Source organism: Roseivivax sp. GX 12232 (assembly GCF_021272185.1).
In the GTDB taxonomy this organism is placed as follows: domain Bacteria; phylum Pseudomonadota; class Alphaproteobacteria; order Rhodobacterales; family Rhodobacteraceae; genus Roseivivax.
Map to the genome: position 1 here is coordinate 564,871 of NZ_JAJSEC010000001.1, position 25,286 is coordinate 590,156.

Genomic DNA, 25,286 nt, shown 5'->3' on the forward strand with positions numbered 1-25,286 from the left:
CCTCCGCGCCGACCAAGACACCGAATGGCGCGGAGGCGAGCATGACCAGCGAAAAGGACAAGATGATCGCCGGGGAGATGTATTACCCCGGCGATCCGCAGCTCGCGGCGGATCGCAAGCGCGCGCAGCAGCTGATGCAGCGCTACAACCAGACGGTCTTCGGCGACGAGTCGCGCCGCCCGATCCTGGAGGAGATGCTGGGCGCCCTGGGCGAGAGCGTGGCGATCCGCGCGCCCTTCTACATCGACTACGGCTACAACATCACCGTGGGTTCGGGCGTCTTCCTGAACTACAGCTGCTACCTGCTCGACGCCGGGCCGATCGTGATCGGCGACGGCTGCGACATCGGCCCCTTCGTGCAGATCCTGACCGCCGACCATCCCCGCGACCGCGCCGCGCGCAAGGCCGAGCTGGAAAGCGCCCTGCCGGTGCGCGTCGGCGCCGACGTCTGGATCGGAGCCAGCGCGATCCTGCTGCCGGGCATCACCGTGGGCGACGGGGCGATCATCGGCGCGGGCGCCGTGGTGACCCGCGATGTGCCCGAAGGCGCGACCGTGGTCGGCAATCCCGCCCGCCCGGTGCGGCATTGATGCAAGGCTTTGGGCTTGCTTTGGCCTGATGCAAACAAAAATGCTTGCTTAGCGCATAAGCAAACGCTTTAGATTGCACCAAGGCATAGCAAACGAAAACGGTTGCAGATGGGCGATATCCAGGCGGTCTTCACCGGGGATCTGATCGACTCCCGCGCCGCGCCAGAGGGCGTGGAGGCGACGCTGGGCACGCTCGCCCGCGCGGCGGCGGAGTTCGCGGCGCACCACGGGCTCGCGCTCCGCTTCACCCGGCATCGCGGCGACGGCTGGCAGCTCCTGCTTGCACGGCCCGCGCTGACGCTGGACCTGCTGCTTTATCTCACCGCGCGGCTCCGGGCGGCGGAAGTGCCGCTCGAGACCCGGATGGGCATCGCGCTGGGTGCGATCCGCAGCCCCGGCACCGCCAGCCTCGCCGATGCGGCGGGCCCGGCCTTCGAGGCGGCGGGCCAGGCGCTGGAGGAGGTGCCCCGCGGCGCCCGGCTACAGCTCGCCTGGCCCGGCGCGGGCCCCTGGCAGCACGCCACCTTCGCGCTTGTGACCGAGCTCACCGAGGGCTGGACCGCCGCCCAGGCCGAGGCCGTGGCGCTCATGCTGGTGCCCGGCCATGCCACCCATGCCGCGCTGGCCGCCCGGCTCGGCGTCTCGCGGCAGGCGGCGCAGTCGCGGCTCGCCAGCGCGCATTTCACCGCCCTTGGCCCCGCGCGCGAGGCCTTCCTGACCCATGACTTTGCGGACACCGCGCCATGATCGAGACCTTCGCCGCCCTGTTCCTGGCCCATGTCGTCGCGGATTTTGTATTTCAAACCAACTGGATGGCCGCGAACAAGGCGCGGCCGGGCGTGCTTGTGCTGCACAGCGCGCTGGTGCTGCTGACCGCCCAGGCCGCGACCGGGCAGATCGCCGCCCCGGCGCTTCTGGCGCTGGCCGCCGCGCATCTGGTCATCGACGTCGCGAAAAGCCGTGCGGGCCCCGGGCTCGGCCCCTTCCTCTGGGACCAGGCCGCGCATCTCGCGAGCCTCCTGGCCGTCGCCGCCTATGCGCCCGACCTCTGGCAAACCGGGCTTTGGGCCGGCGAGCCGCGCCTGCCCACGCTTATGCTGTTTGTCGCAGGCGGGATCTACGCCATCCGCGCGGGCGGCTTCGCGGTGGGGGCGCTGGTCTCGGGCTGGGACACCTCGGACCTGCCCGACAGCCTGCCCGGCGCGGGCGCCATCATCGGCCAGCTTGAACGCGCGATGATCTATATCCTCGTGCTGATCGGCGAGCCCGCGGCCATCGGCTTCCTGATCGCGGCCAAGTCGATCCTGCGCTTCGACGCCGCCCGCGACAACCGCACGGCGGAATATGTCATCACCGGCACGTTGGCCTCCTTCGCCTGGGCGCTCCTGGTCGCCTATGGCACGGCGCATCTCCTCTCCGCCCTGCCCCCATTGGAATTCGCGCCGTGACCTCTTAGGTTTGGGGGACAGGACGATTGGAGCCAGACAGATGTTTTCCATTCCCGGAGAAGCGCCGGTGACGATGACCCCGGCGGCCACCTCGCAGATCAAGAAGCTGATGGAGCGCGACGGGCGCTACGCGCTGAAGATCGGCGTGAAGAAAGGTGGCTGCGCGGGCATGGAATACACCATGGACTACGTCGACGACGCCGAGACCAACGACGAGGTCGTTGAACAGGACGGCGCGCGGGTGCTGATCGCGCCCATGGCGCAGATGTTCCTGTTCGGGACCGAGATCGACTACGAGGTCGCGCTGCTCGAAGCCGGCTTCAAGTTCCGCAACCCCAACGTGGTCGATGCCTGCGGATGCGGCGAATCGATCAAGTTCAAGGATGTGGACGCCCTTCAGGCGGAACGCGCCGAAGAGGGCTGAGCCGCCCCCTTGACCTCAGGTGCCCCTCGGCGATGATCGCCGCGACATTGGGCAAGGAGGTCATTTCATGGCGCGCAAGATCGCAGCGGGAAACTGGAAGATGAACGGGCTCGGCGCGGATCTCGCCGAGCTCGAGACGCTGGCCGGGCGCAGCGGTGACGCCGCCGAGGTGGTGATCTGCCCGCCCGCCACGCTGATCAGCCGCGCGGTCGCCAAGGCCGGCTCGGTGGCGATCGGCGGGCAGGACTGCCATGCCGCCGAGACAGGCGCGCATACCGGCGACGTCTCGGCCCTGATGCTGAAAGAGGCCGGCGCGGGCTTCGTCATCACCGGCCATTCCGAGCGCCGCGCCGATCACGGCGAAAGCGACGCGGATGTCGCCGCCAAGACCGAGGCCGCCTGGGCCCCGGGGCTGACCGCCATCGTCTGCATCGGCGAAAGCCTCGAGGAGCGCGAGGGCGGCCGCACGCTCGAGGTGGTCGGCAGCCAGCTCGCCGGCAGCCTGCCCGCGGGTGCTACGCCGCAGAACACCGTCATCGCCTATGAGCCGATCTGGGCCATCGGCACCGGCAAGGTGCCCTCGCTCGAAGAGATCGCCGAGGTACATGCCTTCATGCGCGAGAAGCTCTCCGCCCGGTTCGAGGGCGGCGCGGAGATGGCGCTCCTTTACGGCGGCAGCGTGAAGCCCGGCAATGCGGCCGAGATCTTCGGCGTGCCGCATGTGAACGGCGCGCTGGTGGGCGGCGCGAGCCTCAAGGCCAGCGACTTCGGCGGCATCATCGACGCGCTGAACGCGGCCTGATCACCCCCGCGAACTAGCAGCACGGGCGGGCGCGGCTGACGCCGCTTCCACCCTTGTCTCCGCCCCGCGGCGGGGGCAGTCTCGCCGTCGATGCAGCACCTCTCCCAGTCGCCGACCGACCCCGCCTTCGTCCAGGACCCCTACCCCTTCTACGCTCGCGCGAGGGCCGCGGGGGACATCGCCTATTGGGACGACTACGGCATGGCCGTGGCCTGTTCGCAGGCCGCGGTCGCGGCGCTTCTGAAGGACCGCCGCTTCGGCCGCGAGGTGCCGCCCGAGAAGGCCCAGCCGCGCCCGCCGCACCTGGCGCCCTTCTACGCCGTCGACGACAATTCCATGCTGGAGCTCGAACCGCCGCGCCACACGCGGCTGCGCGGGCTGGTCCTCAGGGCCTTCACCTCGCGCCGGATCGCCGCCCTCGGCCCCGAGATCGAGGCCCTGAGCGGCCAGCTGATCGACGCCCTGCCCGAGGGGCCTTTCGACCTTCTGCCCGAGTTCGCCGAGAAGCTGCCGGTCATCGTGATCGCCCGGCTCCTGGGCGTGCCCGAGGAAGAGGCGCCGGCGCTTCTGGACTGGTCGCACGCCATGGTCGGCATGTATCAGGCCGGCCGCACCCGCGCCGACGAGGACCGCGCCGCCCGCGCCGCCGCCGAGTTCTCGGACTTCCTGCGGCGCGTGATCGAGGCCCGCCGCAAGGCACCCCGCGATGACCTGCTGTCGCATCTCGTCGCCGCCGAGGAGGACGGCGAAAAGCTCTCGAACGACGAGTTGATCGCCACGGTGATCCTGCTGCTGAATGCCGGGCACGAGGCGACGGTGCACACCATCGGCAACGGGGTGAAGGCGCTTCTCGAACACGGGCAGCGCGTCACCCGCGAGGGCGCCGAGGCCGCGACCGAGGAGATCCTGCGCTACGACCCGCCGCTGCATCTCTTTACCCGCCACGCCTACGAGGACGTGGAGGTCTGCGGCCACCAGTTCGCGCGCGGCGACGAGGTCGGGCTGCTCCTGGCCTCGGCCGGGCGCGACCCCGCCGCCTGCGCGGATCCCGACCGTTTCGATCCGACCCGCGCGCCGGTCAAGCACCTGGCCTTCGGCGGCGGCATCCATTTCTGCGTGGGCGCGCCGCTCGCGCGGCTCGAGCTGAACCTGGCGCTGCCGATCCTCTTCGAGCGGCTGCCGGAGCTCGCGCTTGCCAAGGCGCCGCGCTACGCGCAGACCTATCATTTCCACGGGCTGGAGCGGCTGATGGTGACGCGCTAGGGCCCCTTCAGAGCGGCAGCGCGGCGGTGGACTTGATCTCTTCCATCGACAGAAGCGCCGTGACGTTGTGCACCTTCACCTCGGAAATCAGCGCCTGGTAGAAGACGTCATAGGCGCGGGCGTTCTTCACCCGGACCTTGAGGATGTAGTCGATGTCGCCCGCGAGCCGGTGCGCCTCCTGCACCTCGGGGCGTTCGCGCAGCGCCTTGAGAAAGCGCCGCTGCCAGTCGGCCTCGTGCTCCGATGTGCGGATCAGCACGAAGAAACAGGCCTCGAAGCCCAGCGCCTCGGCATCAAGCTCCACGGTCTGGCGGCCGATGATCCCGGCCTCGCGCATCTTGCGGATGCGGTTCCAGACCGGGGTCTTGGAGGAGCCCACGTTCCGGGCGATGTCGTCCAGCGACTGGCTTGCGTCGCGCTGCAATTCGGAAAGGATTTTCCGGTCGGTGTCGTCGAGGCGAACCTCTGTTCCGTCTTTGCCCGCCATGCCGGACTCCCTGTTCGTCTTCGCCCGGGATATAGAACATACATCCTTGTTTTCGCAATGATCTAGCCTGAAACCGGGAAGAAATTCTATATCAGGTCCAAGAGACGCCCGAGGCGGAGGACCATCCGATGCAACATTTCCCGATCTTCGTGGCCCTGGCGGGACGCCGTGTCGTCCTGTCGGGCGGCGGTGAGGCCGCGCTGGCCAAGCTGCGGCTTCTGATGAAGACCGAGGCGCATCTGACCGTCTTCGCGCCCGAGCCCGCCGCCGAGATCGAGACCTGGGAGCGCGAGGGCAAGCTGCGCCTGATGCGCCGCGCCATGGAGCCCGGCGACGCGACCTGCGCGGTCTTGTTCTACGCCGCCGACGAGGACGCGGCCGAGGACGCCCGCACCGTGGCGCTGGCCCGCGCCGACGGGGCGCTCGCGAATATCGTCGACAACCTCGCCGACAGCCAGTTCATCACGCCGGCCATCGTCGACCGCGACCCGGTGACCGTGGCGATCGGCACCGAGGGCGCCGCCCCGGTGCTGGCCCGCGCGATCAAGCGCGACCTCGAAGAGCGCCTGCCCTCGGGGCTCGGCGCGCTGGCGCGCATCGGCAAGGCCTTCCGCCGCTTCGCCGAGGCGCTGCCGCATGGCCGCCCGCGCCGCGACTTCTGGGCGGACTACTACTTCAAGGAAGGCCCCCGCGCCTTTGACGCCGAGGGCGCCGAGGGCGCGCAGGCGGCGCTCGACGGGCTCCTGGAGCAGCATCTGAACGCCGCCGAGAAGCCGGGCCATGTGCATTTCGTCGGCGCCGGCCCGGGCGACCCCGAGCTTCTGACGCTGAAGGCGCGCCGCGCCCTCGACGAGGCCGACGTGGTGATCTTCGACCGGCTTGTCGCGCCCGAGATCCTCGAGCTTTGCCGCCGCGAGGCGCAGATGGTCGATGTCGGCAAGGAGGCTTTCGGCCCCTCGACCGCGCAGGAGGACATCAATCGCCAGATCGTCGAGCACGGCCGTGCCGGCGCCCAGGTGGTGCGGCTGAAGTCCGGCGATCCCACGGTCTTCGGCCGGCTCGACGAAGAGCTCGACGCCGTCACCGAGGCGGGGCTGGCCTATACCATCGTGCCCGGCGTCACCGCCGCCTCGGCCTCGGTCGCGGCGATCGGGCAGAGCCTGACCAAGCGCGGGCGCAACGCCTCGGTCAAGCTGCTGACCGGCCACGACATGAAGGGCTTCGCCGATCACGACTGGAAGACCATGGCCCGCCCCGGCGAGGTCGCGGCGATCTACATGGGCAAGAAGGCCGCGCGCTTCATCCAGGGCCGCCTGTTGATGCATGGCGCCGACCCCGAGACCCCGGTGACGGTGATCGAGAACGCCTCGCGCCCCGACCAGCGGGTGCTGGCGGCGCGGCTCTCGACGCTGGCCACCGATCTCTCCGAGGCCGAGATGGCCGGCCCCGCCCTCACCCTTTTCGGCCTGGCGCCCCGCGCTGCAGAGGCCGCCGCGCAGGAACTCATCAAGGAGGCGCTCTGATGCCCCGTCCCTTCACCCCCAAGGTCGTCACCGGCAACGCGCTGCTTGAAGGCGACGTGGTCTACCTGGCCGAGGACGACAGCTGGACGCGCGAGCTGTCCCGCGCCGAGGTGCTGACCGACGAGGCCCATGCCGCGGTGCGCCTTCTGGATGCGCAGCGCCGCCCCAACGAGGCGGTGGGCGTCTACCTCGCCGATGTGGCGCCCGAGGCCGAGGGCCCCGAGCCCACGCATTTCCGCGAGGAGTTCCGCCGCACCGGGCCCTCGAACTACTTCCACGGTAAGCAGGCCCAGCGCCAGAGCCCCGAATTCTCGTGACATGCGGGCACCCGCAGGGTCCGGCCCAGCCCGGATCCGCGGCCCCAGGAAGGACATCCCGAATGTATCGCTATTCCGAGTTCGACGCCGCCTATGTGGCCAAGCGCAACACCGAGTTCCGCGCCCAGGTCGAGCGCCGCATCGACGGCGCGCTGACCGAGGACGAGTTCAAGCCGCTGCGGCTGATGAACGGTCTTTACCTGCAGCTGCACGCCTACATGCTGCGGGTCGCGGTGCCCTATGGCACGCTCGACGCCCGGCAGATGCGCCAGCTCGCCTATATCGCCCAGCGCTGGGACAAGGGCTACGGGCATTTCACCACCCGCCAGAACATCCAGTTCAACTGGCCGCAGCTGCGCGACGTGCCGGACATGCTGGACGCCCTGGCGCAGGTCGAGATGCATGCCATCCAGACCTCGGGCAACACCATCCGCAACGTGACCGCCGACCATTTCGCCGGGGCCGCCGCCGATGAGATCGCCGATCCGCGCCCGGTGGCCGAGCTGATCCGCCAGTGGTCGACCGATCACCCGGAGTTCCAGTTCCTGCCGCGCAAGTTCAAGATCGCCGTCACCGGCGCGCCGAATGACCGCGCGGTGACCGCGGCCCACGACATCGGCCTGCGCATCGTGAAGAACGACGCGGGCGAGATCGGCTACCAGGTGCTGGTGGGCGGCGGCCTCGGCCGGACGCCGATGATCGGCAAGGTCATCGCGGACTATCTGCCCGAGGCGGACCTGCTGCCCTACCTCGAGGCCATCGTCTCGGTCTGGAACCTGCTCGGCCGCCGCGACAACAAGTACAAGTCGCGGATCAAGATCACCGTGCACGAGCACGGCATCGACGAGATCCGGTCGCTGGTCGACGCACGCTTCGCCGAGCTGAAGCCCGCCTTCAAGGGCATCGACCAGGAGATGCTGTCGGAGATCCGCGCGGCCTTCGCGCCGCCGGCCTTCCGCGAGGCCTCGACCGAGGGCTACGAGGCCGCGCGCGCGGCCGATCCGGCCTTCCGCTCCTGGGCCGACACCAACCTGACCGCGCATCGCGCGCCGGGCTATGCCATCGTGCAGATCTCGCTCAAGGCCCATGGCGCGACGCCGGGCGACGCCACGAGCGAGCAGATGCGCGTCATGGCCGACCTCGCCGAGCGCTACGGCCACGACGAGCTGCGCGTCAGCCACGAGCAGAACATCGTGCTGCCGCATGTGCACAAGGGTGACCTGCCCGCGCTCTACGCCGAGCTGAAGCGCCACGGGCTCGCCACCGCGAACATCGGGCGGATCTCGGACATCATCGCCTGCCCGGGCATGGATTACTGCGCGCTGGCCACCGCGCGCTCGATCCCGATCGCCCAGGAGATCGCCACCCGCTTCCAGCAGCTCCGCAACGAAGAGGACATCGGCGACCTGAAGATCAAGATCTCGGGCTGCATCAATGCCTGCGGCCACCACCACGTGGGCCATATCGGCATCCTCGGGCTCGACCGCGCGGGTGTGGAGAACTACCAGATCACGCTGGGCGGCGATCACACCGAAGCCGCAAGCCTCGGCCAGCGCACCGGCCCGGGCTTTGCCGCCGAAGAGGTCGTGCCCGCCATCGAGCGCATCGTCGGGCGCTACCTGGAGCTGCGCGACAGCGCCGAGGAAAGCTTCATCGAGGCCTACCGGCGCCTCGGCATGGCGCCCTTCAAAGAGGCCCTCTACGACGACGCGCCCGAGCGCAAGGATAAGGCCCATGCTGCCTGAACGCGCCTTCACCGAGGCCGAGAGCGCGGGCCGCCCGGCGGCGCCGGGCCCCGCCGAGCTCGAGCGGCTGCGCGCGCGGGTGGCGCGGCTGAACGCGCGCTACCGCCACCACGGCGCGACCGCGGTGCTGCGCGGCGCGCTGAAGGATCCCGACGCGGGCCGCATCGCCATGGTGTCGAGCTTCGGGGCGGAATCGGTGGCGCTGCTGCACCTCGTGGCCATGGTGGACCGGGCGACCCCGGTCCTCTTCATCGACACCCGGCTGCTCTTCGCCGAGACGCTGGTCTACCAGCAGGAAGTGGCCGAGCGGCTGGGCCTGAAGGACGTGCGCATCCTGAAGACCGACCGCGAGACGCTCGAGGCCCGCGACCCCTATGGCGCGCTGCGCTTCACCGACACCGACGCCTGCTGCGCCCTGCGCAAGACGGTGCCGCTGGAACAGGCGCTCTCGGGCTTCGACGGCTGGATCACCGGGCGCAAGCGCTACCAGAGCCAGGGCCGCGCGGCGCTCGACTTCTTCGAGCTCGACGAGCCCACCGGGCGGATCAAGGTCAACCCGCTGGCCCATTGGGCGCCCGAGGACGTGCGCGCCTATATGGACGAGAACCGCCTGCCCCGGCATCCGCTGGTGAAACAGGGCTACCCCTCGATCGGGTGCCAGCCCTGCACCTCCAAGGTGGCCGAGGGCGAGGACCCGCGCGCCGGGCGCTGGCGCGGCGAGGACAAGGACGAATGCGGCATCCACATCGTGGACGGCCGCGCGATCAGGCAGGAGACAGACGCATGAGCGTGATCGTGACCGACGGGGGCTTCGGCTCCGACGACTTCCAGGGCGCCGCCGTCGAGCTGGCCCCCGACACCGACCCCGCGACCCTGGCCGAAAGCGCCGCGGGCGCCGAGATGGTCGTGGTGGACTTCCCCAGCTTCTCCGACGGGCGCGGCTTCACGCTGGCGCGGCTCCTGCGGCTGCGCGGCTACGGCGGCAGGCTGCGGGCCCGCGGCCATGTGATCGCCGACCAATACGCCATGGCGCGCCGCGCGGGCTTCGACGAGGTGGAGATCTCCGAGGACCTCGCCCGCCGCCAGCCCGAGGACCAGTGGCTCTTCCGCGCCGACTGGCAGGCCGGCGACTACCAGGCCCGCCTCCGGGGCTGAGCCGCCACGCCCCGAGGCCCCGAGACCAAACGCCCCCTTTCGGCGGGCTCCCGAACCGACTAAGCGAGAGGGACCGGCGCCGCCGGTCGATGACAGCATATGACAGAGCAGAAACCCGTGACCCAAGCTGCCGCCAAGCCCGTGAAGACCATGGCCCTGCCCGATGCCCAGACCGTGACCGAGGTCACGCATTGGACCGACCGGCTGTTCTCCTTCCGGGTGACGCGCCCGCAGAGCCTGCGCTTCCGTTCGGGCGAGTTCGTGATGATCGGCCTGATGGGCGAGCCGGACCCCAAGACCGGCAAGCAGAAGCCGCTCCTGCGCGCCTATTCCATCGCTTCCCCCTCCTGGGACGAGGAGCTGGAGTTCTACTCGATCAAGGTGCAGGACGGCCCGCTGACCTCGCGGCTGCAGCACATCCAGCCCGGCGACGAGATCATCCTGCGCCCCAAGCCCGTTGGCACGCTGGTGCATGACGCGCTGCTTCCCGGCAAGCGGATCTGGTTCTTCGCCACCGGCACCGGCATCGCGCCCTTCGCCTCGCTCCTGCGCGACCCGCAGACCTATGAGGACTACGACGAGGTCATCATCACCCATACCTGCCGCGAGGCGGGCGAGCTGACCTATGGTGCCGAGCTGATCCAGTCGATCAAGGACGACGAGCTGCTGAACGAGCTGATCGGTGCGGAGAACCTCGCCAAGCTGCGCTACTATCCGACCACCACCCGCGAAGAGAGCGCCAAGATGGGCCGGATCACCGACCTGATGCGCTCGGGCGAGGTCTTCGAGGATCTCGGCGTCGAGCCGATCCACCCCGAGACCGACCGCGCGATGGTCTGCGGCAACCTCGCCTTCAACCTCGAGATCAAGGAGCTGCTCGAGGGCTACGGGCTCGAGGAAGGGGCGAACTCCGACCCCAAGCAATATGTGGTCGAGAAGGCCTTCCTCGACTGATCCGCGCTTTGTCGTGAAAACGACTTGCACAGCCGGCTATCGTCGGGTTTGACGCTTGAAAGCCCGGGGGCGCGAGGTTACTTTGCGCTCCTGATCGAAGTCATTTGAAAGGACCCGCACCATAGCCCGCAGACCTCATAACGCGCCGCCCACCCGTGACACCGGACCCCGCGTCAACGACCGCATCCGGGTGGCTGAAATCCGTCTGATCGGCCCCGAAGGGGAAAACGTCGGCGTCGTCTCGCCCGACCGCGGCCGCGAACTGGCCGAACAGGCCGGGCTCGACCTCGTGGAGATTTCTCCCAACGCCAATCCGCCGGTCTGCAAGATCATGGATTTCGGCAAGTACAAGTACGAGCAGCAGAAGCGCGAGGCCGAGGCCCGCAAGAAGCAGAAGACGATCGACGTCAAGGAAGTGAAGTTCCGTCCCAACACGGACACGCACGACTACGAAGTCAAGATGAAGAACGTCTTCAAGTTTCTCGAAAAGGGCGACAAGGTGAAGGTCACGCTGCGCTTCCGCGGCCGCGAGATGGCGCACCAGAACCTCGGCCGGGAGCTTCTCGAACGCGTCGCCGACGACGTGAAGGAAGTGGGCAAGGTCGAGAACATGCCCAAGATGGAAGGCCGGCAGATGATCATGATGATCGGCCCGGTGAAGTAAGGCTTCCCGTCTTTCACGACGCAGGAGGGCGCCCCGGTGGCGCCCTTTTTTGTTGCGGGGGGCGGGCGGACGCCTTCGGACACGACCACGCACCAATCGCTCTGACGTAGGGTTCACGCGCTTACCGCGTGCCTCCTCCCCCACAGGTTCATCCGCTAGGAGTTGCGGGCCGGGCGCCCCACCCTGCTCTTGCGAAGCCCCCCCTCACGCCTCCCGCGGGCGGCCGCGTTGGGGGACCTCTTTCAGGAGCCCGCCGACGCCCATGGCGGCGATGTCGCGGGGGGTGACGGGCACGCCGCAGAGGAGGCGCTCCATCACCCAGTCGGCGCCGTTGAGGGCCGGGCTCCGGGCGCAGCCGGGCAGGCCGATCACCGGCTTACCACCGAGATCGCCGTGGAACAGCAGGTTGCCGGGATCGACCGGCATGCCGAAGTGATGCACCGTGCCGCCGGCGCGGCGGAGCGCCTCGGGGGCGGTGTCGAAAAGGTCCGAGGTGGCCGAGCCGGTCAGCACGAAAAGCGCCTCGGCCTCGGAGGCGGAGAGCGCCTCGGACAGCGCCGCGATCTCATGCGGGACGACCTTTTGCGGGTCGAGCGCCACGTCGAGCCGGGCAAGCCGCTCCTCGATGGCGCGGTGGCCCTTGGCGGGGTTCACCGCGGCGCCGGCCTCGGTCTGGATCAGCGCGGCGCGCTTCACGCGCGGGGTCGCGAAGCTCAAAGCCCCCTGCCCGGCCTCGGCCGAGGCCTCAAGCGCCGCCTCGGGCACCGCGTAGGAGATGATCTTCACCGTCGCCACCATGCCGCGCGCGGCCATGCGCTGCCAGGGCGGCACGGTCGCCACGGTGATCATCGGGTGCACCGCGTTCAGCGCGTCGATGCGCGCCGCGTCGATGCCCGCAAGCCCCACCCCCGTGGCGAAGATATTGGCCCGCCCGGTCGCGGCCTTGCCGATCCGAAGCCCCGCCCCGGGCGCCACCAGCGCCGCGGCGAGCCGCGCGGCGGCGGTGTCCTCGTGCAGATCGCCCGGCTCCAGCCGCGCGACCACCACCTCGGCATGGCCCGCCGCCTGAAGCGCGGCGAGGTCCTCGGCCCCGAGGGTCAGCCCCTTCTTCAGCCGCCCGCCCTCGAGGGCCACGGAATGGGCCAGGATCGCGCCCTCGGCGCGGGCCAGCGGCACGGGTCCGAACCTCATCGCGCGCGTCTCAGGACCCGGGTCATCTCGGCGAGGATCGCCACGGCGATCTCCGAGGGGCCGGCGGCGCCGATGTCGAGCCCGACCGGCCCGTGGATGCGGGCGATCTCTTCGCTCGTGAAGCCCGCCGCCTCGAGCCGCGCGACGCGCTTGGCGTGGGTCCGGGTGGAGCCCAGGGCGCCGATGTAGAAACACTCCGAGACCAGCGCCTTCTGCAGCGCCGGGTCGTCGAGCTTGGGGTCATGGGTCAGGAGCACCAGCGCCGTGCGGCTGTCGAGCCCGGCCTCCTCGACCGCCTCGTCGGGCCAGTCGTTCAGGATCGTCTCGCCGGGAAAGCGCGCCTCGGAGCCGAAGGTCTCGCGCGGGTCGATGATCACCGGGTCGTAGCCCGCGAGCCGCGCCATGGGCACTAGCGCCTGGGCGATATGCACCGCGCCGACCACCACCAGCCGCAGGGGCGGGTTGTGGATGGTGACGAAGGTGCGGGTCTCCTCCTCGAAGCCGGAGCGGTCGGCGCGGAACCGCGCGGGGTAGCCCGCGCGCAGGATCCGCCGGGCGCCGCTGTCGAGGTCGCTTTCCACGGCCACGGGCTCGCGGGCGGCGCGTGCGGCGACCAGCTCGGCCAGGATCGGCTCGGGCAGCACCGCGCCCACCGGTTCGATCAGCACCCGGATGGTGCCGCCGCAGGCCAGGCCCACGGCGAAGGCATCGGCATCCGAGACGCCGAACTCCAGCTCGCGCATCTCGCCGGTCTCGAGCGCCTCCAGCGCCTCGACGATCACCGCGCCCTCGACGCAGCCGCCCGAGACCGAGCCCTCGATGGCGCCGTCGCCCGAGATGGCGAGCTGCGCGCCGACGCGGCGGGGGGCCGAGCCCCAGGTCTGGGTGACGGTGGCCAGGCAGGCGCCGCGCCCCGCGCGGTGCCAGTCGAGCGCGGTTTCGGGAATCGGGTCGAAACGGTCCATGGTCTTGCCTCCCGGGGCCTTCCTAACCCTTTGGGCGGGCTTTGTCCCGTCCTCCGAAAGTGGGGGCGCGCGGGCGGGAAGGGAAGCGGGGGATGGGGGAATGGGGTGGGACGTGGCCGCACGCCTCTGGCCCGCGCGCAGCGTAGATCGAGGAGCTTAGAGCTTAGAGCTTAGAGCTTAGAGCTTAGAGCTTAGAGCTTAGAACGTGGAGCGTAGGGCGACGGTCCGGCTCTCAAGGCTCGCGCGCGACGCCTCAGCGCGGCGCGGTCGGGTCGTAGCGGTAGAGCCAGTCGAACTGCTTCAGCATCAGGTCCGGCGCGTAGCGCCCGCCGAGCGACAGCGCGAGATGCGCGGCCTGGCGCAGGCCCGGCAGCGCCAGGTGGAATTTCCAGGCGTTGCCGCTCGCGGCCTTGATCACCCGCGTCGCCCGATCCCGTCGGCGCGACTGGTAGGCGGCGAGCCCCGCGCCCAGCGTCTCGGCGCGGATGCAGGCGTCGCAGAGCTCCCAGGCATCCTCGAGCGCGAGGTTCGCGCCCTGGGCCAGGAAGGGCAGCGTCGGATGCGCGGCATCGCCCAAAAGCGCGACCCCTTCCGCGTGCCAGCGCGCGGCGACCGGATGGCGGAAAAGCCCCCAGAGGCCCGGCGTCTCGACCTCGGCCAGCAGCCGCGCCGAGGCGCCGCCGAAGCCCGCGAAGGCGCGCTGCAGGTTCTCGGGGTCGTCGTGGTGCGACCAGCTTTCGGCGACCCAGTCGCGGCGCTCCTCGACGGCGACGAGGTTCACCGCCTCGCCGTCGCGCAGCGGGTAGCTGACCAGATGCCGGCCCGGGCCCATGTGCACCCGCGCCTCGGTCGGATGGCCGGTGACATTGGGCACCACCGCGCGCCAGGCCACCTGCCCGGTGAAGCGCGGCGCGGCGGGGCCGTTCAGCGCCGGGCGCACCGCGGAATGCAGCCCGTCGGCGCCGATCACCAGGTCGGCGGAGATGCCGTCGCCATTGGCCATGCGCAGCCGCGCCGGGCTGCCCGGCGTGATGTCCGAGACCTTCTGCAGGAGCCGCATCTTCACCCCGGCCTCGCGGGCGGCGCGGGCGAGCGCGTCGATCAGGTCGGCGCGATGCACCAGCCGGTAGTCCATGCCCGGCCCGAGCCGTCCGAGATCGAGGCGCAGCACCTCACGGCCCTCGCGGTAGTCGCGCAGCGACACCGCCCGCGCCCGGGGCGCGCCGCCGGGGTTCACCGCCACGCCAAGCGCGCGCAGGACCGCCAGACCGTTGGGCGAGAGCTGCAGCCCGGCGCCGACCTCGCGCAGGGCCTCGGCCTGTTCGAGCACGGTGACCTCGGCCCCGGCCTGGCGGAAGGCCAGGGCCGCGGCGAGCCCGCCGATGCCGCCGCCCACCACCGCGATCCGTCGCGCTGTCAGATCCATGACCCCTCCGAAAAGAAAAGGCGCCCGGCCTCCTCGGCCCGGCGCCCCCAATGCGTCGCGACCCTGCGGGTCAGTCGTCGCGGTGCACCTTCTCGCGGCGCTCGTGTTTTTCCTGCGCCTCGAGCGTCATGGTGGCGATCGGGCGGGCATCGAGCCGCTTCAGCGAGATCGGCTCCCCGGTGACCTCGCAGAAGCCGTATTCGCCCTCTTCGATGCGGCGCAGCGCGCTTTCGATCTTGGCGACCAGCTTGCGCTGGCGGTCGCGGGTGCGCAGCTCGATGGCGCGGTCGGTCTCCTCGCTGGCGCGATCGGTGACATCTGGAATGTTGCGGGTGGAGTCCTGCAGCCCCTCGATCGTGTCGCGGCTGTCGGCCATAAGATCCTGTTTCCAGGTAATCAGTTTGCGGCGGAAATATTCGAGTTGCCGCGGGCTCATAAACTCCTCGTCCTCGCTCGGACGATAGTCATCGGGCAAGAAAGTCTCCGGCTTCATCACTGCTCCGTCAAAAACGCCGACATCCGCCATGGCACTTCCCCTGGATATCTGGCACCCCTGTTTATAGGGCTGCGCATAGCCCAAGCCCGCCCGGCTGTCACTACTTAACTGATGCGGCCGGATGTAAAATTCGCGGTATGAGACAGCCAAAACCCAGGAGGAATCGGCGCGTGAAATTCGAGGGAACCGACGCCTATGTGGCCACAGACGACCTGACCATGGCGGTCAATGCCGCGGTCACGCTGGAGCGTCCGCTCCTGGTCAAGGGCGAGCCCGGCACCGGCAAGACAGAGCTCGCGCGGCAGGTCGCCGAGGCGCTCGGCACGCGGATGATCGAGTGGTCGATCAAGTCCACCACCAAGGCGCAGCAGGGCCTTTACGAATACGACGCGGTTTCGCGGCTGCGCGACAGCCAGCTTGGCGACGAGCGCGTCAACGACGTGCGCAACTACATCCGCAAGGGCAAGCTCTGGGAGGCCTTCGAGGCCGAGAAGCGCGTGGTCCTCTTGATCGACGAGGTCGACAAGGCGGACATCGAGTTCCCCAACGACCTCTTGCAGGAACTCGACCGGATGGAGTTCTACGTCTACGAGACCGGCGAGACGGTGCAGGCCCGCCAGCGGCCCATCGTGATCATCACCTCGAACAACGAGAAAGAGCTGCCCGACGCCTTCCTGCGCCGCTGCTTCTTCCACTACATCCGCTTCCCCGACGAGGACGTGCTGCGCCGGATCGTCGAGGTGCATCACCCCGGCATCAAGCCCGCGCTTCTCTCCGAGGCGCTGAGCCAGTTCTACGAGATCCGCGAACAGCCGGGGCTGAAGAAGAAGCCCTCGACCTCCGAGGTGCTGGACTGGCTGAAGCTGCTCCTGGCCGAGGATCTGAGCGCCGAAGACCTCAAGCGCGACGGCGCCGATGCGCTGCCGAAGCTGCACGGGGCGCTTCTGAAGAACGAGCAGGACGTGCATCTCTTCGAGCGGCTGGCCTTCATGGCCCGGCGGCAGGCGCGCTGAGGCGCGCCGGGATTTCGGGTGCGGCGCCGGGGCAATAGCCAAGCGCCGCGCTTTGCCCCATACTGCGGCGAGGAGAGGATCCGACCGCCGCGACAGACCGGCGGCGGCACCCCGAGCAGAAGGTCCCGCGCGCATGGCCCAAAGCCCCGACCTCGAGATCCGTCCGCTGGCCCCCGGCGACCGCGCCGAATGGGCCGCGCTCTGGACCGGATACCTGCAGTTCTACAAAAGCGCCGTGACCCCCGAGGTCTACGACAGCACCTTCGCGCGGCTCCTGGGCGATGACCCGCGCGACCACAGCGCCTTCGTGGCGGTGGCCGAGGGGCGGCTCGTGGGGCTCGTGCATTACCTCTTTCACCGCCACGCCTGGCGCATCGAGGAGGTCTGCTACCTGCAGGACCTCTACGCCCTGCCCGAGATGCGCGGATGCGGCGTCGGCCGGGCGCTGATCGAGGCGGTCTACGCCGAGGCCGACGCCCAGGGCGCGGGCCAGGTCTACTGGCTGACCCAGGACTTCAACAGGACGGCCCGGAAGCTCTACGACCGGATCGGCCAGCTCACCCCCTTCGTGAAGTATCAGCGCCCGTGATGCGCCGCGCGACCCTGGCCCTGGCGCTGGCGCTTGGCGCCTGCATGCCCGCCTCGGAAGGCGAGACGCCGACCCGCGCGGCGATGATCGCCGAGAGCAGCCTGCCGCCGATGCGCAGTTTCGCGGCGACGCGCCCCGCCCCCACCGCGGCCTCCAACACCGAGATCGCGCGGGATTTCCTCGACCTTGCCTTCACGCTGGAATCGGGCCGCGAGCTTGAGCGCTTCACCCGCTTCGAAGGCCCGATCCGGGTGCGGGTGACCGGCGCGCCGAAGCCCATGCTGCAGCGCGACCTCGACCGGCTCCTGGCGCGGCTGCGCGCCGAAGCCGGGATCGACATCGCCCGCGCCGCCCAGGGCAGCCGCAGCGCCGAGGTCACCGTCGAGGCCGTGCCCCGCCGCGAGATCCGCCGCTACCTGCCGCAGGCCGCCTGTTTCGTGGTGCCGAACGTCGGCTCCTTGCGGGAATACGCCCGGTCGCGGCAAAGCGGGCGGATCAACTGGTCGGCCATGACCACCCGCAAGCGGGTTTCGGTCTTCGTGCCCGGCGACGCCAGCCCGCAGGAGGTGCGGGACTGCCTGCACGAGGAACTGGCCCAGGCCATCGGCCCGCTGAACGACCTTTACCGCCTGCCGGAGTCGGTCTTCAACGACGACAATGTGCACACCGTGCTGACCGGCTTCGACATGCTGGTGCTGCGCGCCTTCTACGACCCGGCGCTGCGCTCGGGCATGAGCCGCGACGCGGTGGCGGCCCGGCTGCCCGGGGTGCTCGACCGGCTCAACCCCGCCGGTGCCTTCGGCGGCCCGGCCCCGAGCGAGGCCACGCCGCGCCGCTGGATCGAGGCGGTGCAGGCGGCGCTCGGCCCCGGCACGCCCGACCGCGAGGCCGCCGCCCGACGGGCGCTTTCCATCGCCGAGGCGCGCGGCTGGACCGATCACCGCCGCGGCTTTTCGCATTACGCCATGGGCCGCATCCTGCAGGGCCGCGACCTCGAGGCCGCGCTGGCCCAGTTCCGCGCCGCCGAGGGGTATTTCGCCCGCTCGCCCCGCACCCAGCTGCACCGCGCCTATGTGATCTCGCAGCTCGCCGCCCATGCCATCGTGCAGAACCGCCCCGAGGCGGCGCTGATCCGGCTCGAGCCCGGCATCGCCAGCGCCGAACGGCACGAGAACGCCGCACTTCTGGCGACGCTCCTGATGCTGCGCGCCGAGGCGCTGGAGCTGTCGGGCCGCGACAGCGAGGCACGGGCGGTCCGGCTGGACAGTCTGGGCTGGGCCAGATACGGCTTCGGCTCCGACGAGGCCGTGCGCGCGAAGCTCGAGGAGATCGCCGCGCTCAATCCGCTCAAACGCAGGACCCCGGGTTCATGATCGTGATCATCGCCGCGCTTCTGGGCGCGCTCATCGGCGGGCTGACCGCCCGGCGCCGCAAGGGCGACCGCTTCGACATTCTGCAGTATTCCGCCATCTACGCCATCGCCTTCGCGCTTCTGGGCCTGATCGGCACCATCGCGCTCGAGAACATTCTGGTGTAGGAGCGGGGGCATGTTCGTCCCCTTCTTCGAAAAGCTGCGCGGGGCCGGCGTGCCGGTCTCGCTGCGCGAATATCTGACCTTCCTCGAGGCCATGCGCGCGGGCCTCGCCACCTATGACATCGACGGCTTCTACTACCTCGCCCGCGCCGCCATGGTGAAAGACGAGCGGCACATCGACCGCTTCGACCGCGCCTTCGCCGCCGCCTTCTCTGGGCTCGAGGCGATCAGCTTCGACCAGGTGCTCGAGGCGGTGGACCTGCCGCGTGACTGGCTCGAGAAGATGGCCGAAAAGGTCCTCACCGAGGAGGAGAAAGCCGAGATCGAGGCCATGGGCGGTTTCGACAAGCTCATGGAGACCCTGCGCGAGCGGCTGAAGGAACAGGAGAGCCGGCACCAGGGCGGCTCGAAATGGGTGGGCACCGCGGGCACCTCGCCCTTCGGCGCCTATGGCTACAACCCCGAGGGCGTGCGCATCGGCCAGCACGAAAGCCGCCACCGCCGCGCGGTGAAGGTCTGGGACAAGCGCGAGTTCCGCGAATACGACGACTCCATCGAGATCGGCACCCGCAACATCAAGGTGGCGCTGAAGCGGCTGCGCAAATGGGCCCGCGACGGGGCGGCGGACGAGCTGGACCTGCCGGGCACGATCCGGGCCACGGCAGAGCACGGCTACCTCGACGTGAAGACCCGCCCCGAGCGGCGCAACGCGGTGAAGGTGCTGCTTTTTCTCGATGTCGGCGGCTCGATGGACGACCACATCAAGGTGGTCGAAGAGCTGTTCTCGGCGGCCCGGGCCGAGTTCAAGCACCTCGAGCATTTCTACTTCCACAACTGCCTTTACGAAGGCGTCTGGCGCGACAACCGCCGCCGCTGGGACCAGCAGATGCCCACCGCCGAGATCCTGCGGACCTACGGCGGCGACTACAAATGCATCTTCGTGGGCGATGCCTCGATGAGCCCCTACGAGATCGCCGTGCCCGGCGGGGCCAACGAGCACTGGAACCAGGAGGCCGGCCAGACCTGGCTGATGCGCGCCCGGCAGCAGTGGCCGGACCACCTCTGGATCAACCCGGTGCCGCAGAAATACTGGGGCTATACCCAGTCGATCGGCATGATCCGCGAGATCTTCGAGGACCGCATGGTGCCGATGACCCTGGCCGGGATCGAGGAAGGGATGCGCGAGCTGACGCGGTGAGCGCCTGGGACTTTGCGCGCCTCTTGCGCCCGAACAGCATCGAAGATGCCGGGCGCGCGCCGGACCGGCCCGATGGGCCGGCGCTCCTTGGGGTGGTGTGCTTAGCTCTCAGTGAGCAATGACCTTGCCGGGATAAAGCGCGCAGCTCAGAGCTCGGCAGCGCCGCCCCCCGGTCCGGCGCGCGCCCTCCGGTGCACCCGGATTGACCGCCTGCGTGGCGCCAGTCCGTCGCGCCCTCTGGTGCACCCGGCTTGACCGTCTACAGACCGCCGCACATCCCCGGCCCCGCCGAACCCTCACCAAACCGCCCGCCCCCTCCCCCGCACAAATACCTCTGGAACTTTCTGTCGCGCGCGATAGTTTTCCCCCGACACCCAAGCGAAGGAGGACAATCCCATGGCAATCGAGAAATTCGGCACCGCGCATTGGTCCGGCGACCTGCAGTCCGGCAAGGGCCAGGTCTCGACCGAGTCGGGCGTGCTGAAAGGCACCCCCTACGGCTTCAACCAGCGCTTCGAGGGCGCGGCGGGCTCGAACCCCGAGGAGCTGGTGGGTGCGGCCCATGCCTCCTGCTACGCCATGGCGCTCTCGATGATCCTCGGTCAGCACGACGCCAAGGCCGACGACATCGACGCCCGCGCCACCGTCACTCTCGACAAGGACGGCGAGGGCTTCTCGGTCACCCGCGTGCATCTCGACGTGACCGCCAAGGTGCCGGGCCTCTCCGAGGAGAAGTTCCTCGAGGCGGCCAATGCCGCCAAGGAAGGCTGCCCGATCTCCAAGCTCTACCAGGGCGGCACCGCCGAGATCACCATGACGGCGAAGCTGGCCTGATCGGCCCCCCGCCCGTCACTCACGGGACCAAGAGGCGCCCGGCGGCTGCGACCGCCGGGCGCTTTTCGTTCCGCCCCCTAGGCCCCATATTGAGGGCATGCTCAAGATCGCGCCGATCCTTTTCGCCATCCTCTACGCGCTCGCCATGTACCGCTTCTCGGCCTGGCGGACCGGCAAGGAGCTGGACCAGAAGTCGACCGAACTGGCCGACCCGGGCCTGCGCGAGATCCTCACCCGGCTCGCCCGCGCGCTCGATGTTCCGCGCATCAAGGTGCATATCTACGAGATCGACCCGGTAAACGGGCTCGCCGCGCCGGACGGGCGGATCTTCATCACCCGCGGCTTTTACCGGAAATACCGCAACGGCGAGGTGACCGGCGAGGAGCTGGCCTCGGTCATCGCCCATGAGCTTGGGCACGTGGCGCTTGGCCATTCGCGGCGGCGGATGATCGATTTCTCCGGCCAGAACGCCATCCGCGCGGCGCTGGCCATGGTGCTGGGCCGGATCATCCCGGGCCTCGGCGTCTGGATCGCCAACGCGGTGACCTCGCTTCTGGCCGCGCGGCTCTCGCGCTCGGACGAGTTCGAGGCCGATGCCTATGCCGCCGCGCTCCTGACCAAGGCGGGGATCGGCGTGGCCCCGCAGAAGTCGCTGTTCTCCAAGCTCGAGGCGCTGACAGGCGCCCGCGCCGGCGCGGTGCCGGCCTGGCTGATGAGCCACCCCAAGACCGAGGAGCGGATCGCCGCGCTCGAGGCGCTGGAGACCCGGTGGGAGACCACGCGGGGGTAAGGCTGTGGGCTCGCGTGACCGTAAGCGCGGCGGATTTTCTTGCCAACGAACATACACCGAGCGCGAGCGATGGAGCGGTGAGGCCGTGGTGCTGTGATGCTGTGATGCTGTGATGCTGTGATGCTGTGAGGGTCTTTGCGCAGACAGAATAGCCCGCAATTACCTGCAAAAGCGTTAATGCGATCAAAGCGCCTTCACGGCACCCGGCGATGCAGGCAATGCGCCGCGTTCCATCCCCCGCCGCTCCGCCTCTTCACCGTCGCAACCGGCAGAGGCCGGACGTGGCCCAGACCGCCCCTAGCCCTCCACCGTAAACCCAGCCTCCGCCCGGTCCCGCCCATTGATCTGCAGGATCAGCGCATGGGGCCCCGGGTGCCAAGTGAATGTCGTGGCCCCGGCCTTCAGCAGATGCGCCTTCTCCAGGATCAGCGGCGCGCCCGGCCGCGCCTCGCCCGTGCCGAGCTTGAAGACCTTTTCGCCCGGTCGCCCCGAGGGGCGGTGGAAGCGGATACGATAGTCCACGAGCAGTCGCTGCGGCGCGGCGCTCTCGACCCGGACCGAGATCCCCAGCCGCGCGCCGATCCGCACGGGCTCGGGCGTCAGATCGAGTTGCGCCTCGACCGGTGCATCGGGGTCGAACCCCAGGAGCCGCAGCGCCCCGGGCTCCTGCCGCTTGATCGCGCCGCGGAGCGCGTGGCGCGTCATCCAGTCGAGCTCTGCCCGCGCCTGCCGCCCCTCAGCCTGCCAGTCGGCGAGCCGCGCCGTGACCAGCTCCGGCGCGGTTTTTGCGATGTCGTTCAGATGGTTGGCGACCGAGCGCGTGACATAGCGCGTCGGGTCCGCGTGCAGCCGGTCCAGGAGCGGCAGCGTCACCTCGGGCGAAAGCGACAGCGCCGTCGCCCAGGGCAGCCGGGGTCGCGTGCCCTCGGAGACGAGCCGCCGGACGTGGTAGTTGGGATCCTCCGCCCAGGCCGCCAGCCGTGGCAGCGTCACCTCCGGCCAGCGCGTGATGAAGGGCCGGATGTAGAACTCCATCGAGAAGCGCTGCGTCGCGGCATGGATCAGGTCGAGCGCCCGTTCGGGATGCGCGTCGAGCCCGTGGCGCACCGCGAGGACCCCGGGCACCGCGTGGATGAAGCGCCCGAAGTCATCGTCGCTGCGCCCGGGATCGAGCGGCGGCGGCATCGCCGCCTCGAGCGCCTCGGCCATGGCGGGGAAGTCGCGCGGCAGCTCTTCGCCCAGGCAGGCGGCGATCCAGTCCAGCCGTTCGAGCAGCCGCCGCTCCGCCAGCCCCTCGGTCGCGCGCGCGGCGAACCGCGCCGCATCGACCCCCGGCAGATGCGCGTGTTCGGTGGCCAGCACGCCCACCGTCTCGGCGTTGAAGAGCTGGTCGGCGAGCGAGAAACCCGCGCCGCCGCCCTGCCCGTCCGGGCCCCGTGCCATCAGAGCGTCGCGTTGATCGCGCCGCCGTCGAGCAGCACGTTCTGCCCGACGATGAAGCCCGCGTGCAGCGAGCACAGGAAAGCGCAGGTGCGGCCGAATTCCTCGGCGGTGCCGTAGCGCCGCGCGGGGATCGTCGCGGCCCGGCGTGCGCGCGCCTCCTCGACCGAGATGCCCTCGGATTTGACCACGCCCCCGTCGAGCGCCGCGGCGCGGTCGGTGTCATGGATGCCGGGCAGGAGGTTGTTGATCGTCACCCCGTGCGGCGCGACCTGCCGGGCGGTGCCCGCGACAAAGCCCGTTAGCCCCGCGCGCGCCGAGTTCGACAGCCCCAGGACCGGGATCGGCGCCTTGACCGACTGCGAGGTGATGTTGACGACCCGGCCCCAGCCGGCCTCCATCATGCCCGGCAGCATCGCCTGCATGAGCGCCACCGGCGTCAGCATGTTGGCGTCGAGCGCGGCGATGAAATCCTCGCGGCTCCAGTCCGACCAGGGGCCCGGCGGCGGGCCGCCGGCGTTGGTGACTAGGATGTCGACCTGGCCCGCGGCCTCGAGCACCCGCGCCCGGCCCTCGGGCGTCACGATGTCCGCCGCCACCGCGGTGACCGCCACGCCATGGGCGTCGCGGATGGCCTGGGCGGTGGCCTCCAGCGCCTCCGCCCCGCGCGCGTTCAGAACCAGCTCGACGCCCGCTTCGGCCAGCGCCTCGGCGCAGCCCCGCCCGAGCCCCTTCGACGAGGCTGTCACCAGGGCCCGTTTGCCCGCGATCCCGAGATCCATTTTCATTCCTTTCCCTGTTGCCCTGGGGTCGATAAAAGACCCGCAACCCGGCCCGTTGATGACATAATCCGCGGGCAGGGTCTCCTGCGGTGATACCTGGCGCAACACGCGCGCGAAAGCGAGGGGCCCCCGAATGCCGGCCAAGGGCACAGCACGATCGGCGCAGACGCTGGCGGTCTTCCGGGCCGAGCATTTCCGCGTCGTCAACGGCGCCAACCTCGGCGACCCCGTCGGCCATGCCGAGGAGCTGGAGCTGGCCGATATGTATCGTCTCTCGCCGGTCGCGGGCGAAGTGGGCCTGCGCGTCGTGCCGCACCCGGACCGGCCCTTTACCGTGGCGCCGGGCACCGAGGTCGGCGCCGAGGGGGCCGAGCTGCACCTCGATTGCAGCCTGACCCTGATGTCGGGCGACGGCGCCACCACCGAGGCCATCGTCCTGGTCGAGACCGACGCCCAGGGCGACGTGGCCGCGACCTATCTTCTGCCGCTGGCACCGATCACGCCCAAGCGCGACTACGCGCTGGTCGGCGTCGACACCGAGGGGCCGCTGGCGAGCTTCGCGCAGATGGCCTGCGTCTCCTTCACCCGCGGCACGCTGATCACCCTGGCCACCGGCGCGCAATGCGCGGTGGAGGATCTGCGCGTCGGCGACAAGGTGCTCACCCGCGACGACGGCCCGCAGCCGATCCGCTGGATCGGGCAGCGCACCACCCGGGCCTCGGGCGGCTTCGCCCCGGTGGAGATCCGCGCCGGGGTGCTGAACAACCTCAACGACCTGGTCGTCAGCCCCGACCACCGGCTGTTCATCTACCAGCGCCGCGACGAGCTGGGCGCCGGCCGGGCCGAGATCCTGGTGCGCGCGCGCCACCTGGTGAACGGCGACACGGTGCGGCAGCTCTCGGGCGGCTTCGTCGACTACTTCCAGATGCTCTTCGACCACCACCAGATCATCTACGCCGAGGGCATCGCCGCGGAATCCATGCTGGTGGACGAGCGCACCGCCGCCATCCTGCCGAGCGAGTTCGAGGGCCGCCTGGCCGAGCTTCTGCCCGGTCACGAGGAAAGCTCGCGCAGCGGCCTCGAGGTCGCCGAAGAGCTGTTGCGCCGCGGTGACGCCGCCGCGCTGCTGCGCAAGTCTTCGAGCGGCTGACGGCGCCGGGCGCCGGTCGGCTCGGTCGCTGACGAGAGTAGGCCCTTGCCGGGCTTGGCCCTTCTCGGGCGGCCCCGTTCAAACTCAGCCCTCTTGGCCCAGCCCCTCCAAGCTCAGCCCATGGTGTAGAAAAACTCCTCCCGCACGATCTTGTCGCCGGAGACGTGGTAGACCGCGACCTCCTCCATATCCGAGACTTCGCCTGAAGCCTTGTCCTTGGCCTTCATCTTGAAATGCACCGCGAAACGGTCGCCGCCATGCATGAAGGGACCGCCCACGTGGCCTTCCAGCACCTCCATGGCGCTGTCCCACCAGTCATGTTTGCCGCGGATGCCGTCGAGACCATGGGTCTCGGCGCTGTCCATGCCTTTCATCGGTTCCGCTTCGACCGAGACGGCATCCTCGGCATAAAGCTTGTCCAGGTTCTCCCGCGTCCGGCTCTCGCGGCAGCCGGCGACGAGTTCATCGGCGATCTCTCTGACGGTCATGCTTATCCCTCCCAGGTA

29 protein-coding genes are annotated in these 25,286 nt (G+C 69.8%); 21 read left to right on the plus strand and 8 right to left on the minus strand.

Annotated elements, in window-relative coordinates:
* Nucleotides 1-41 precede the first annotated feature (41 nt).
* The 6 genes from LR948_RS02550 (at nt 42) to LR948_RS02575 (ending at nt 4,527) form a co-directional block, all read left to right on the plus strand.
* A complete protein-coding gene (locus LR948_RS02550) occupies nt 42-590 on the plus strand; it encodes a sugar O-acetyltransferase (protein WP_232752354.1) in 549 nt (182 codons plus the stop codon).
* 108 nt (nt 591-698) lie between these two features.
* Nucleotides 699-1,337: a hypothetical protein gene (locus LR948_RS02555; protein WP_232752355.1), complete on the plus strand. Its 639-nt coding sequence runs from the start codon at nt 699-701 to the stop codon at nt 1,335-1,337.
* Complete coding sequence (locus LR948_RS02560; RefSeq protein WP_232752356.1) at nt 1,334-2,038, plus strand: DUF3307 domain-containing protein; 705 nt, start codon at nt 1,334-1,336, stop codon at nt 2,036-2,038. Before LR948_RS02555 ends, LR948_RS02560 begins: the two co-directional genes overlap by 4 nt.
* Nucleotides 2,039-2,078: 40 nt before the next feature.
* Nucleotides 2,079-2,462 carry an iron-sulfur cluster assembly accessory protein gene (locus LR948_RS02565; RefSeq protein ID WP_232752357.1) on the plus strand — a complete coding sequence of 128 codons (384 nt, stop codon included), beginning with the start codon at nt 2,079-2,081 and terminating at the stop codon, nt 2,460-2,462.
* Nucleotides 2,463-2,529: 67 nt separating this feature from the next.
* Entirely contained in the window at nt 2,530-3,264 is a 735-nt protein-coding gene (gene tpiA / locus LR948_RS02570) for a triose-phosphate isomerase (RefSeq protein ID WP_232752358.1), read from the plus strand.
* A 90-nt stretch (nt 3,265-3,354) separates the two neighbouring features.
* Complete coding sequence (locus LR948_RS02575) at nt 3,355-4,527, plus strand: cytochrome P450 (protein WP_232752359.1); 1,173 nt, start codon at nt 3,355-3,357, stop codon at nt 4,525-4,527.
* A gap of 7 nt (nt 4,528-4,534) precedes the next feature.
* On the opposite strand, the gene LR948_RS02580 is transcribed toward LR948_RS02575, so the two are convergent.
* On the minus strand, nt 4,535-5,014 hold the full coding sequence (locus LR948_RS02580) for an Lrp/AsnC family transcriptional regulator (RefSeq protein ID WP_232752360.1): 480 nt from the start codon (nt 5,012-5,014) through the stop codon (nt 4,535-4,537).
* Between the two features lie 128 nt (nt 5,015-5,142).
* On the opposite strand from LR948_RS02580, the gene cysG reads away from it, so the two are divergent.
* The 7 genes from cysG (at nt 5,143) to infC (ending at nt 11,372) form a co-directional block, all read left to right on the plus strand.
* Nucleotides 5,143-6,537 (plus strand): siroheme synthase CysG, encoded by a 1,395-nt coding sequence (gene cysG, locus LR948_RS02585; protein WP_232752361.1) that lies wholly within the window; start codon nt 5,143-5,145, stop codon nt 6,535-6,537.
* Nucleotides 6,537-6,854, plus strand: a complete 318-nt coding sequence (locus tag LR948_RS02590) for a DUF2849 domain-containing protein (protein ID WP_232752362.1) — start codon at nt 6,537-6,539, stop codon at nt 6,852-6,854. Before cysG ends, LR948_RS02590 begins: the two co-directional genes overlap by 1 nt.
* Nucleotides 6,855-6,916: 62 nt before the next feature.
* Nucleotides 6,917-8,599, plus strand: a complete 1,683-nt coding sequence (locus LR948_RS02595) for a nitrite/sulfite reductase (RefSeq protein WP_232752363.1) — start codon at nt 6,917-6,919, stop codon at nt 8,597-8,599.
* Entirely contained in the window at nt 8,589-9,386 is a 798-nt protein-coding gene (locus LR948_RS02600; RefSeq protein WP_232752364.1) for a phosphoadenylyl-sulfate reductase, read from the plus strand. The genes LR948_RS02595 and LR948_RS02600 overlap by 11 nt, the downstream gene beginning before the upstream one ends.
* Nucleotides 9,383-9,754, plus strand: a complete 372-nt coding sequence (locus tag LR948_RS02605) for a DUF934 domain-containing protein (RefSeq protein WP_232752365.1) — start codon at nt 9,383-9,385, stop codon at nt 9,752-9,754. Before LR948_RS02600 ends, LR948_RS02605 begins: the two co-directional genes overlap by 4 nt.
* Before the next feature lie 99 nt (nt 9,755-9,853).
* Complete coding sequence (locus tag LR948_RS02610) at nt 9,854-10,708, plus strand: ferredoxin--NADP reductase (protein ID WP_304621971.1); 855 nt, start codon at nt 9,854-9,856, stop codon at nt 10,706-10,708.
* 121 nt (nt 10,709-10,829) lie between these two features.
* On the plus strand, nt 10,830-11,372 hold the full coding sequence (infC, locus tag LR948_RS02615; protein ID WP_370634864.1) for a translation initiation factor IF-3: 543 nt from the start codon (nt 10,830-10,832) through the stop codon (nt 11,370-11,372).
* Nucleotides 11,373-11,576: 204 nt separating this feature from the next.
* Here the strand turns inward: infC and LR948_RS02620 are convergent, their stop codons facing one another.
* The 4 genes from LR948_RS02620 to dksA form a co-directional block, all read right to left on the minus strand.
* Nucleotides 11,577-12,563 (minus strand): molybdopterin-binding protein, encoded by a 987-nt coding sequence (locus LR948_RS02620; protein WP_232752367.1) that lies wholly within the window; start codon nt 12,561-12,563, stop codon nt 11,577-11,579.
* Entirely contained in the window at nt 12,560-13,528 is a 969-nt protein-coding gene (locus LR948_RS02625; protein WP_232752368.1) for an XdhC family protein, read from the minus strand. The genes LR948_RS02620 and LR948_RS02625 overlap by 4 nt, the downstream gene beginning before the upstream one ends.
* Before the next feature lie 253 nt (nt 13,529-13,781).
* Nucleotides 13,782-14,954: an FAD-dependent monooxygenase gene (locus LR948_RS02630; RefSeq protein WP_232752369.1), complete on the minus strand. Its 1,173-nt coding sequence runs from the start codon at nt 14,952-14,954 to the stop codon at nt 13,782-13,784.
* Between the two features lie 70 nt (nt 14,955-15,024).
* Nucleotides 15,025-15,447 (minus strand): RNA polymerase-binding protein DksA, encoded by a 423-nt coding sequence (dksA, locus tag LR948_RS02635; RefSeq protein WP_232752370.1) that lies wholly within the window; start codon nt 15,445-15,447, stop codon nt 15,025-15,027.
* Between the two features lie 173 nt (nt 15,448-15,620).
* Between dksA and LR948_RS02640 the strand changes: the two genes are divergently transcribed.
* The 7 genes from LR948_RS02640 (at nt 15,621) to LR948_RS02670 (ending at nt 21,408) form a co-directional block, all read left to right on the plus strand.
* Nucleotides 15,621-16,463 (plus strand): MoxR family ATPase, encoded by an 843-nt coding sequence (locus LR948_RS02640; RefSeq protein WP_232752371.1) that lies wholly within the window; start codon nt 15,621-15,623, stop codon nt 16,461-16,463.
* 133 nt (nt 16,464-16,596) lie between these two features.
* A complete protein-coding gene (locus LR948_RS02645) occupies nt 16,597-17,052 on the plus strand; it encodes a GNAT family N-acetyltransferase (RefSeq protein ID WP_232752372.1) in 456 nt (151 codons plus the stop codon).
* A complete protein-coding gene (locus LR948_RS02650) occupies nt 17,052-18,425 on the plus strand; it encodes a DUF2927 domain-containing protein (RefSeq protein WP_232752373.1) in 1,374 nt (457 codons plus the stop codon). Before LR948_RS02645 ends, LR948_RS02650 begins: the two co-directional genes overlap by 1 nt.
* Entirely contained in the window at nt 18,422-18,589 is a 168-nt protein-coding gene (locus LR948_RS02655; protein WP_232752374.1) for an apolipoprotein acyltransferase, read from the plus strand. Before LR948_RS02650 ends, LR948_RS02655 begins: the two co-directional genes overlap by 4 nt.
* 10 nt (nt 18,590-18,599) lie before the next feature.
* Complete coding sequence (locus LR948_RS02660; protein ID WP_232752375.1) at nt 18,600-19,784, plus strand: VWA domain-containing protein; 1,185 nt, start codon at nt 18,600-18,602, stop codon at nt 19,782-19,784.
* Nucleotides 19,785-20,180: 396 nt separating this feature from the next.
* On the plus strand, nt 20,181-20,618 hold the full coding sequence (locus LR948_RS02665) for an OsmC family protein (RefSeq protein ID WP_232752376.1): 438 nt from the start codon (nt 20,181-20,183) through the stop codon (nt 20,616-20,618).
* A 97-nt stretch (nt 20,619-20,715) separates the two neighbouring features.
* On the plus strand, nt 20,716-21,408 hold the full coding sequence (locus tag LR948_RS02670; protein ID WP_232752377.1) for a M48 family metallopeptidase: 693 nt from the start codon (nt 20,716-20,718) through the stop codon (nt 21,406-21,408).
* 297 nt (nt 21,409-21,705) lie between these two features.
* Here the strand turns inward: LR948_RS02670 and LR948_RS02675 are convergent, their stop codons facing one another.
* Both LR948_RS02675 and LR948_RS02680 read right to left on the minus strand, forming a co-directional pair.
* Nucleotides 21,706-22,851, minus strand: a complete 1,146-nt coding sequence (locus LR948_RS02675; RefSeq protein WP_232752378.1) for a hypothetical protein — start codon at nt 22,849-22,851, stop codon at nt 21,706-21,708.
* On the minus strand, nt 22,851-23,630 hold the full coding sequence (locus LR948_RS02680) for an SDR family oxidoreductase (protein WP_232752379.1): 780 nt from the start codon (nt 23,628-23,630) through the stop codon (nt 22,851-22,853). Before LR948_RS02680 ends, LR948_RS02675 begins: the two co-directional genes overlap by 1 nt.
* Before the next feature lie 133 nt (nt 23,631-23,763).
* Between LR948_RS02680 and LR948_RS02685 the strand changes: the two genes are divergently transcribed.
* The gene (locus LR948_RS02685) at nt 23,764-24,780 is read left to right on the plus strand and encodes a Hint domain-containing protein (RefSeq protein ID WP_232752380.1); all 1,017 of its coding nucleotides are present in this window, start codon (nt 23,764-23,766) and stop codon (nt 24,778-24,780) included.
* Between the two features lie 113 nt (nt 24,781-24,893).
* On the opposite strand, the gene LR948_RS02690 is transcribed toward LR948_RS02685, so the two are convergent.
* The gene (locus tag LR948_RS02690) at nt 24,894-25,268 is read right to left on the minus strand and encodes a nuclear transport factor 2 family protein (protein ID WP_232752381.1); all 375 of its coding nucleotides are present in this window, start codon (nt 25,266-25,268) and stop codon (nt 24,894-24,896) included.
* Between the last annotated feature and the right edge of the window lie 18 nt (nt 25,269-25,286).

Excerpts from the sequence above, each read along its gene's own strand:
- LR948_RS02550 (WP_232752354.1), top strand. The coding sequence starts at position 42 with ATGACCAGCGAAAAGGACAAGATGATCGCCGGGGAGATGTATTACCCC.
- LR948_RS02555 (WP_232752355.1), top strand. The coding sequence starts at position 699 with ATGGGCGATATCCAGGCGGTCTTCACCGGGGATCTGATCGACTCCCGC.
- LR948_RS02560 (WP_232752356.1), top strand. The coding sequence starts at position 1,334 with ATGATCGAGACCTTCGCCGCCCTGTTCCTGGCCCATGTCGTCGCGGAT.
- LR948_RS02565 (WP_232752357.1), top strand. The coding sequence starts at position 2,079 with ATGTTTTCCATTCCCGGAGAAGCGCCGGTGACGATGACCCCGGCGGCC.
- tpiA (WP_232752358.1), top strand. The coding sequence starts at position 2,530 with ATGGCGCGCAAGATCGCAGCGGGAAACTGGAAGATGAACGGGCTCGGC.
- LR948_RS02575 (WP_232752359.1), top strand. The coding sequence starts at position 3,355 with ATGCAGCACCTCTCCCAGTCGCCGACCGACCCCGCCTTCGTCCAGGAC.
- LR948_RS02580 (WP_232752360.1), bottom strand. The coding sequence starts at position 5,014 with ATGGCGGGCAAAGACGGAACAGAGGTTCGCCTCGACGACACCGACCGG.
- cysG (WP_232752361.1), top strand. The coding sequence starts at position 5,143 with ATGCAACATTTCCCGATCTTCGTGGCCCTGGCGGGACGCCGTGTCGTC.
- LR948_RS02590 (WP_232752362.1), top strand. The coding sequence starts at position 6,537 with ATGCCCCGTCCCTTCACCCCCAAGGTCGTCACCGGCAACGCGCTGCTT.
- LR948_RS02595 (WP_232752363.1), top strand. The coding sequence starts at position 6,917 with ATGTATCGCTATTCCGAGTTCGACGCCGCCTATGTGGCCAAGCGCAAC.
- LR948_RS02600 (WP_232752364.1), top strand. The coding sequence starts at position 8,589 with ATGCTGCCTGAACGCGCCTTCACCGAGGCCGAGAGCGCGGGCCGCCCG.
- LR948_RS02605 (WP_232752365.1), top strand. The coding sequence starts at position 9,383 with ATGAGCGTGATCGTGACCGACGGGGGCTTCGGCTCCGACGACTTCCAG.
- LR948_RS02610 (WP_304621971.1), top strand. The coding sequence starts at position 9,854 with ATGACAGAGCAGAAACCCGTGACCCAAGCTGCCGCCAAGCCCGTGAAG.
- LR948_RS02620 (WP_232752367.1), bottom strand. The coding sequence starts at position 12,563 with ATGAGGTTCGGACCCGTGCCGCTGGCCCGCGCCGAGGGCGCGATCCTG.
- LR948_RS02625 (WP_232752368.1), bottom strand. The coding sequence starts at position 13,528 with ATGGACCGTTTCGACCCGATTCCCGAAACCGCGCTCGACTGGCACCGC.
- LR948_RS02630 (WP_232752369.1), bottom strand. The coding sequence starts at position 14,954 with ATGGATCTGACAGCGCGACGGATCGCGGTGGTGGGCGGCGGCATCGGC.
- dksA (WP_232752370.1), bottom strand. The coding sequence starts at position 15,447 with ATGAAGCCGGAGACTTTCTTGCCCGATGACTATCGTCCGAGCGAGGAC.
- LR948_RS02645 (WP_232752372.1), top strand. The coding sequence starts at position 16,597 with ATGGCCCAAAGCCCCGACCTCGAGATCCGTCCGCTGGCCCCCGGCGAC.
- LR948_RS02650 (WP_232752373.1), top strand. The coding sequence starts at position 17,052 with ATGCGCCGCGCGACCCTGGCCCTGGCGCTGGCGCTTGGCGCCTGCATG.
- LR948_RS02655 (WP_232752374.1), top strand. The coding sequence starts at position 18,422 with ATGATCGTGATCATCGCCGCGCTTCTGGGCGCGCTCATCGGCGGGCTG.
- LR948_RS02660 (WP_232752375.1), top strand. The coding sequence starts at position 18,600 with ATGTTCGTCCCCTTCTTCGAAAAGCTGCGCGGGGCCGGCGTGCCGGTC.
- LR948_RS02665 (WP_232752376.1), top strand. The coding sequence starts at position 20,181 with ATGGCAATCGAGAAATTCGGCACCGCGCATTGGTCCGGCGACCTGCAG.
- LR948_RS02670 (WP_232752377.1), top strand. The coding sequence starts at position 20,716 with ATGCTCAAGATCGCGCCGATCCTTTTCGCCATCCTCTACGCGCTCGCC.
- LR948_RS02675 (WP_232752378.1), bottom strand. The coding sequence starts at position 22,851 with ATGGCACGGGGCCCGGACGGGCAGGGCGGCGGCGCGGGTTTCTCGCTC.
- LR948_RS02680 (WP_232752379.1), bottom strand. The coding sequence starts at position 23,630 with ATGGATCTCGGGATCGCGGGCAAACGGGCCCTGGTGACAGCCTCGTCG.
- LR948_RS02685 (WP_232752380.1), top strand. The coding sequence starts at position 23,764 with ATGCCGGCCAAGGGCACAGCACGATCGGCGCAGACGCTGGCGGTCTTC.
- LR948_RS02690 (WP_232752381.1), bottom strand. The coding sequence starts at position 25,268 with ATGACCGTCAGAGAGATCGCCGATGAACTCGTCGCCGGCTGCCGCGAG.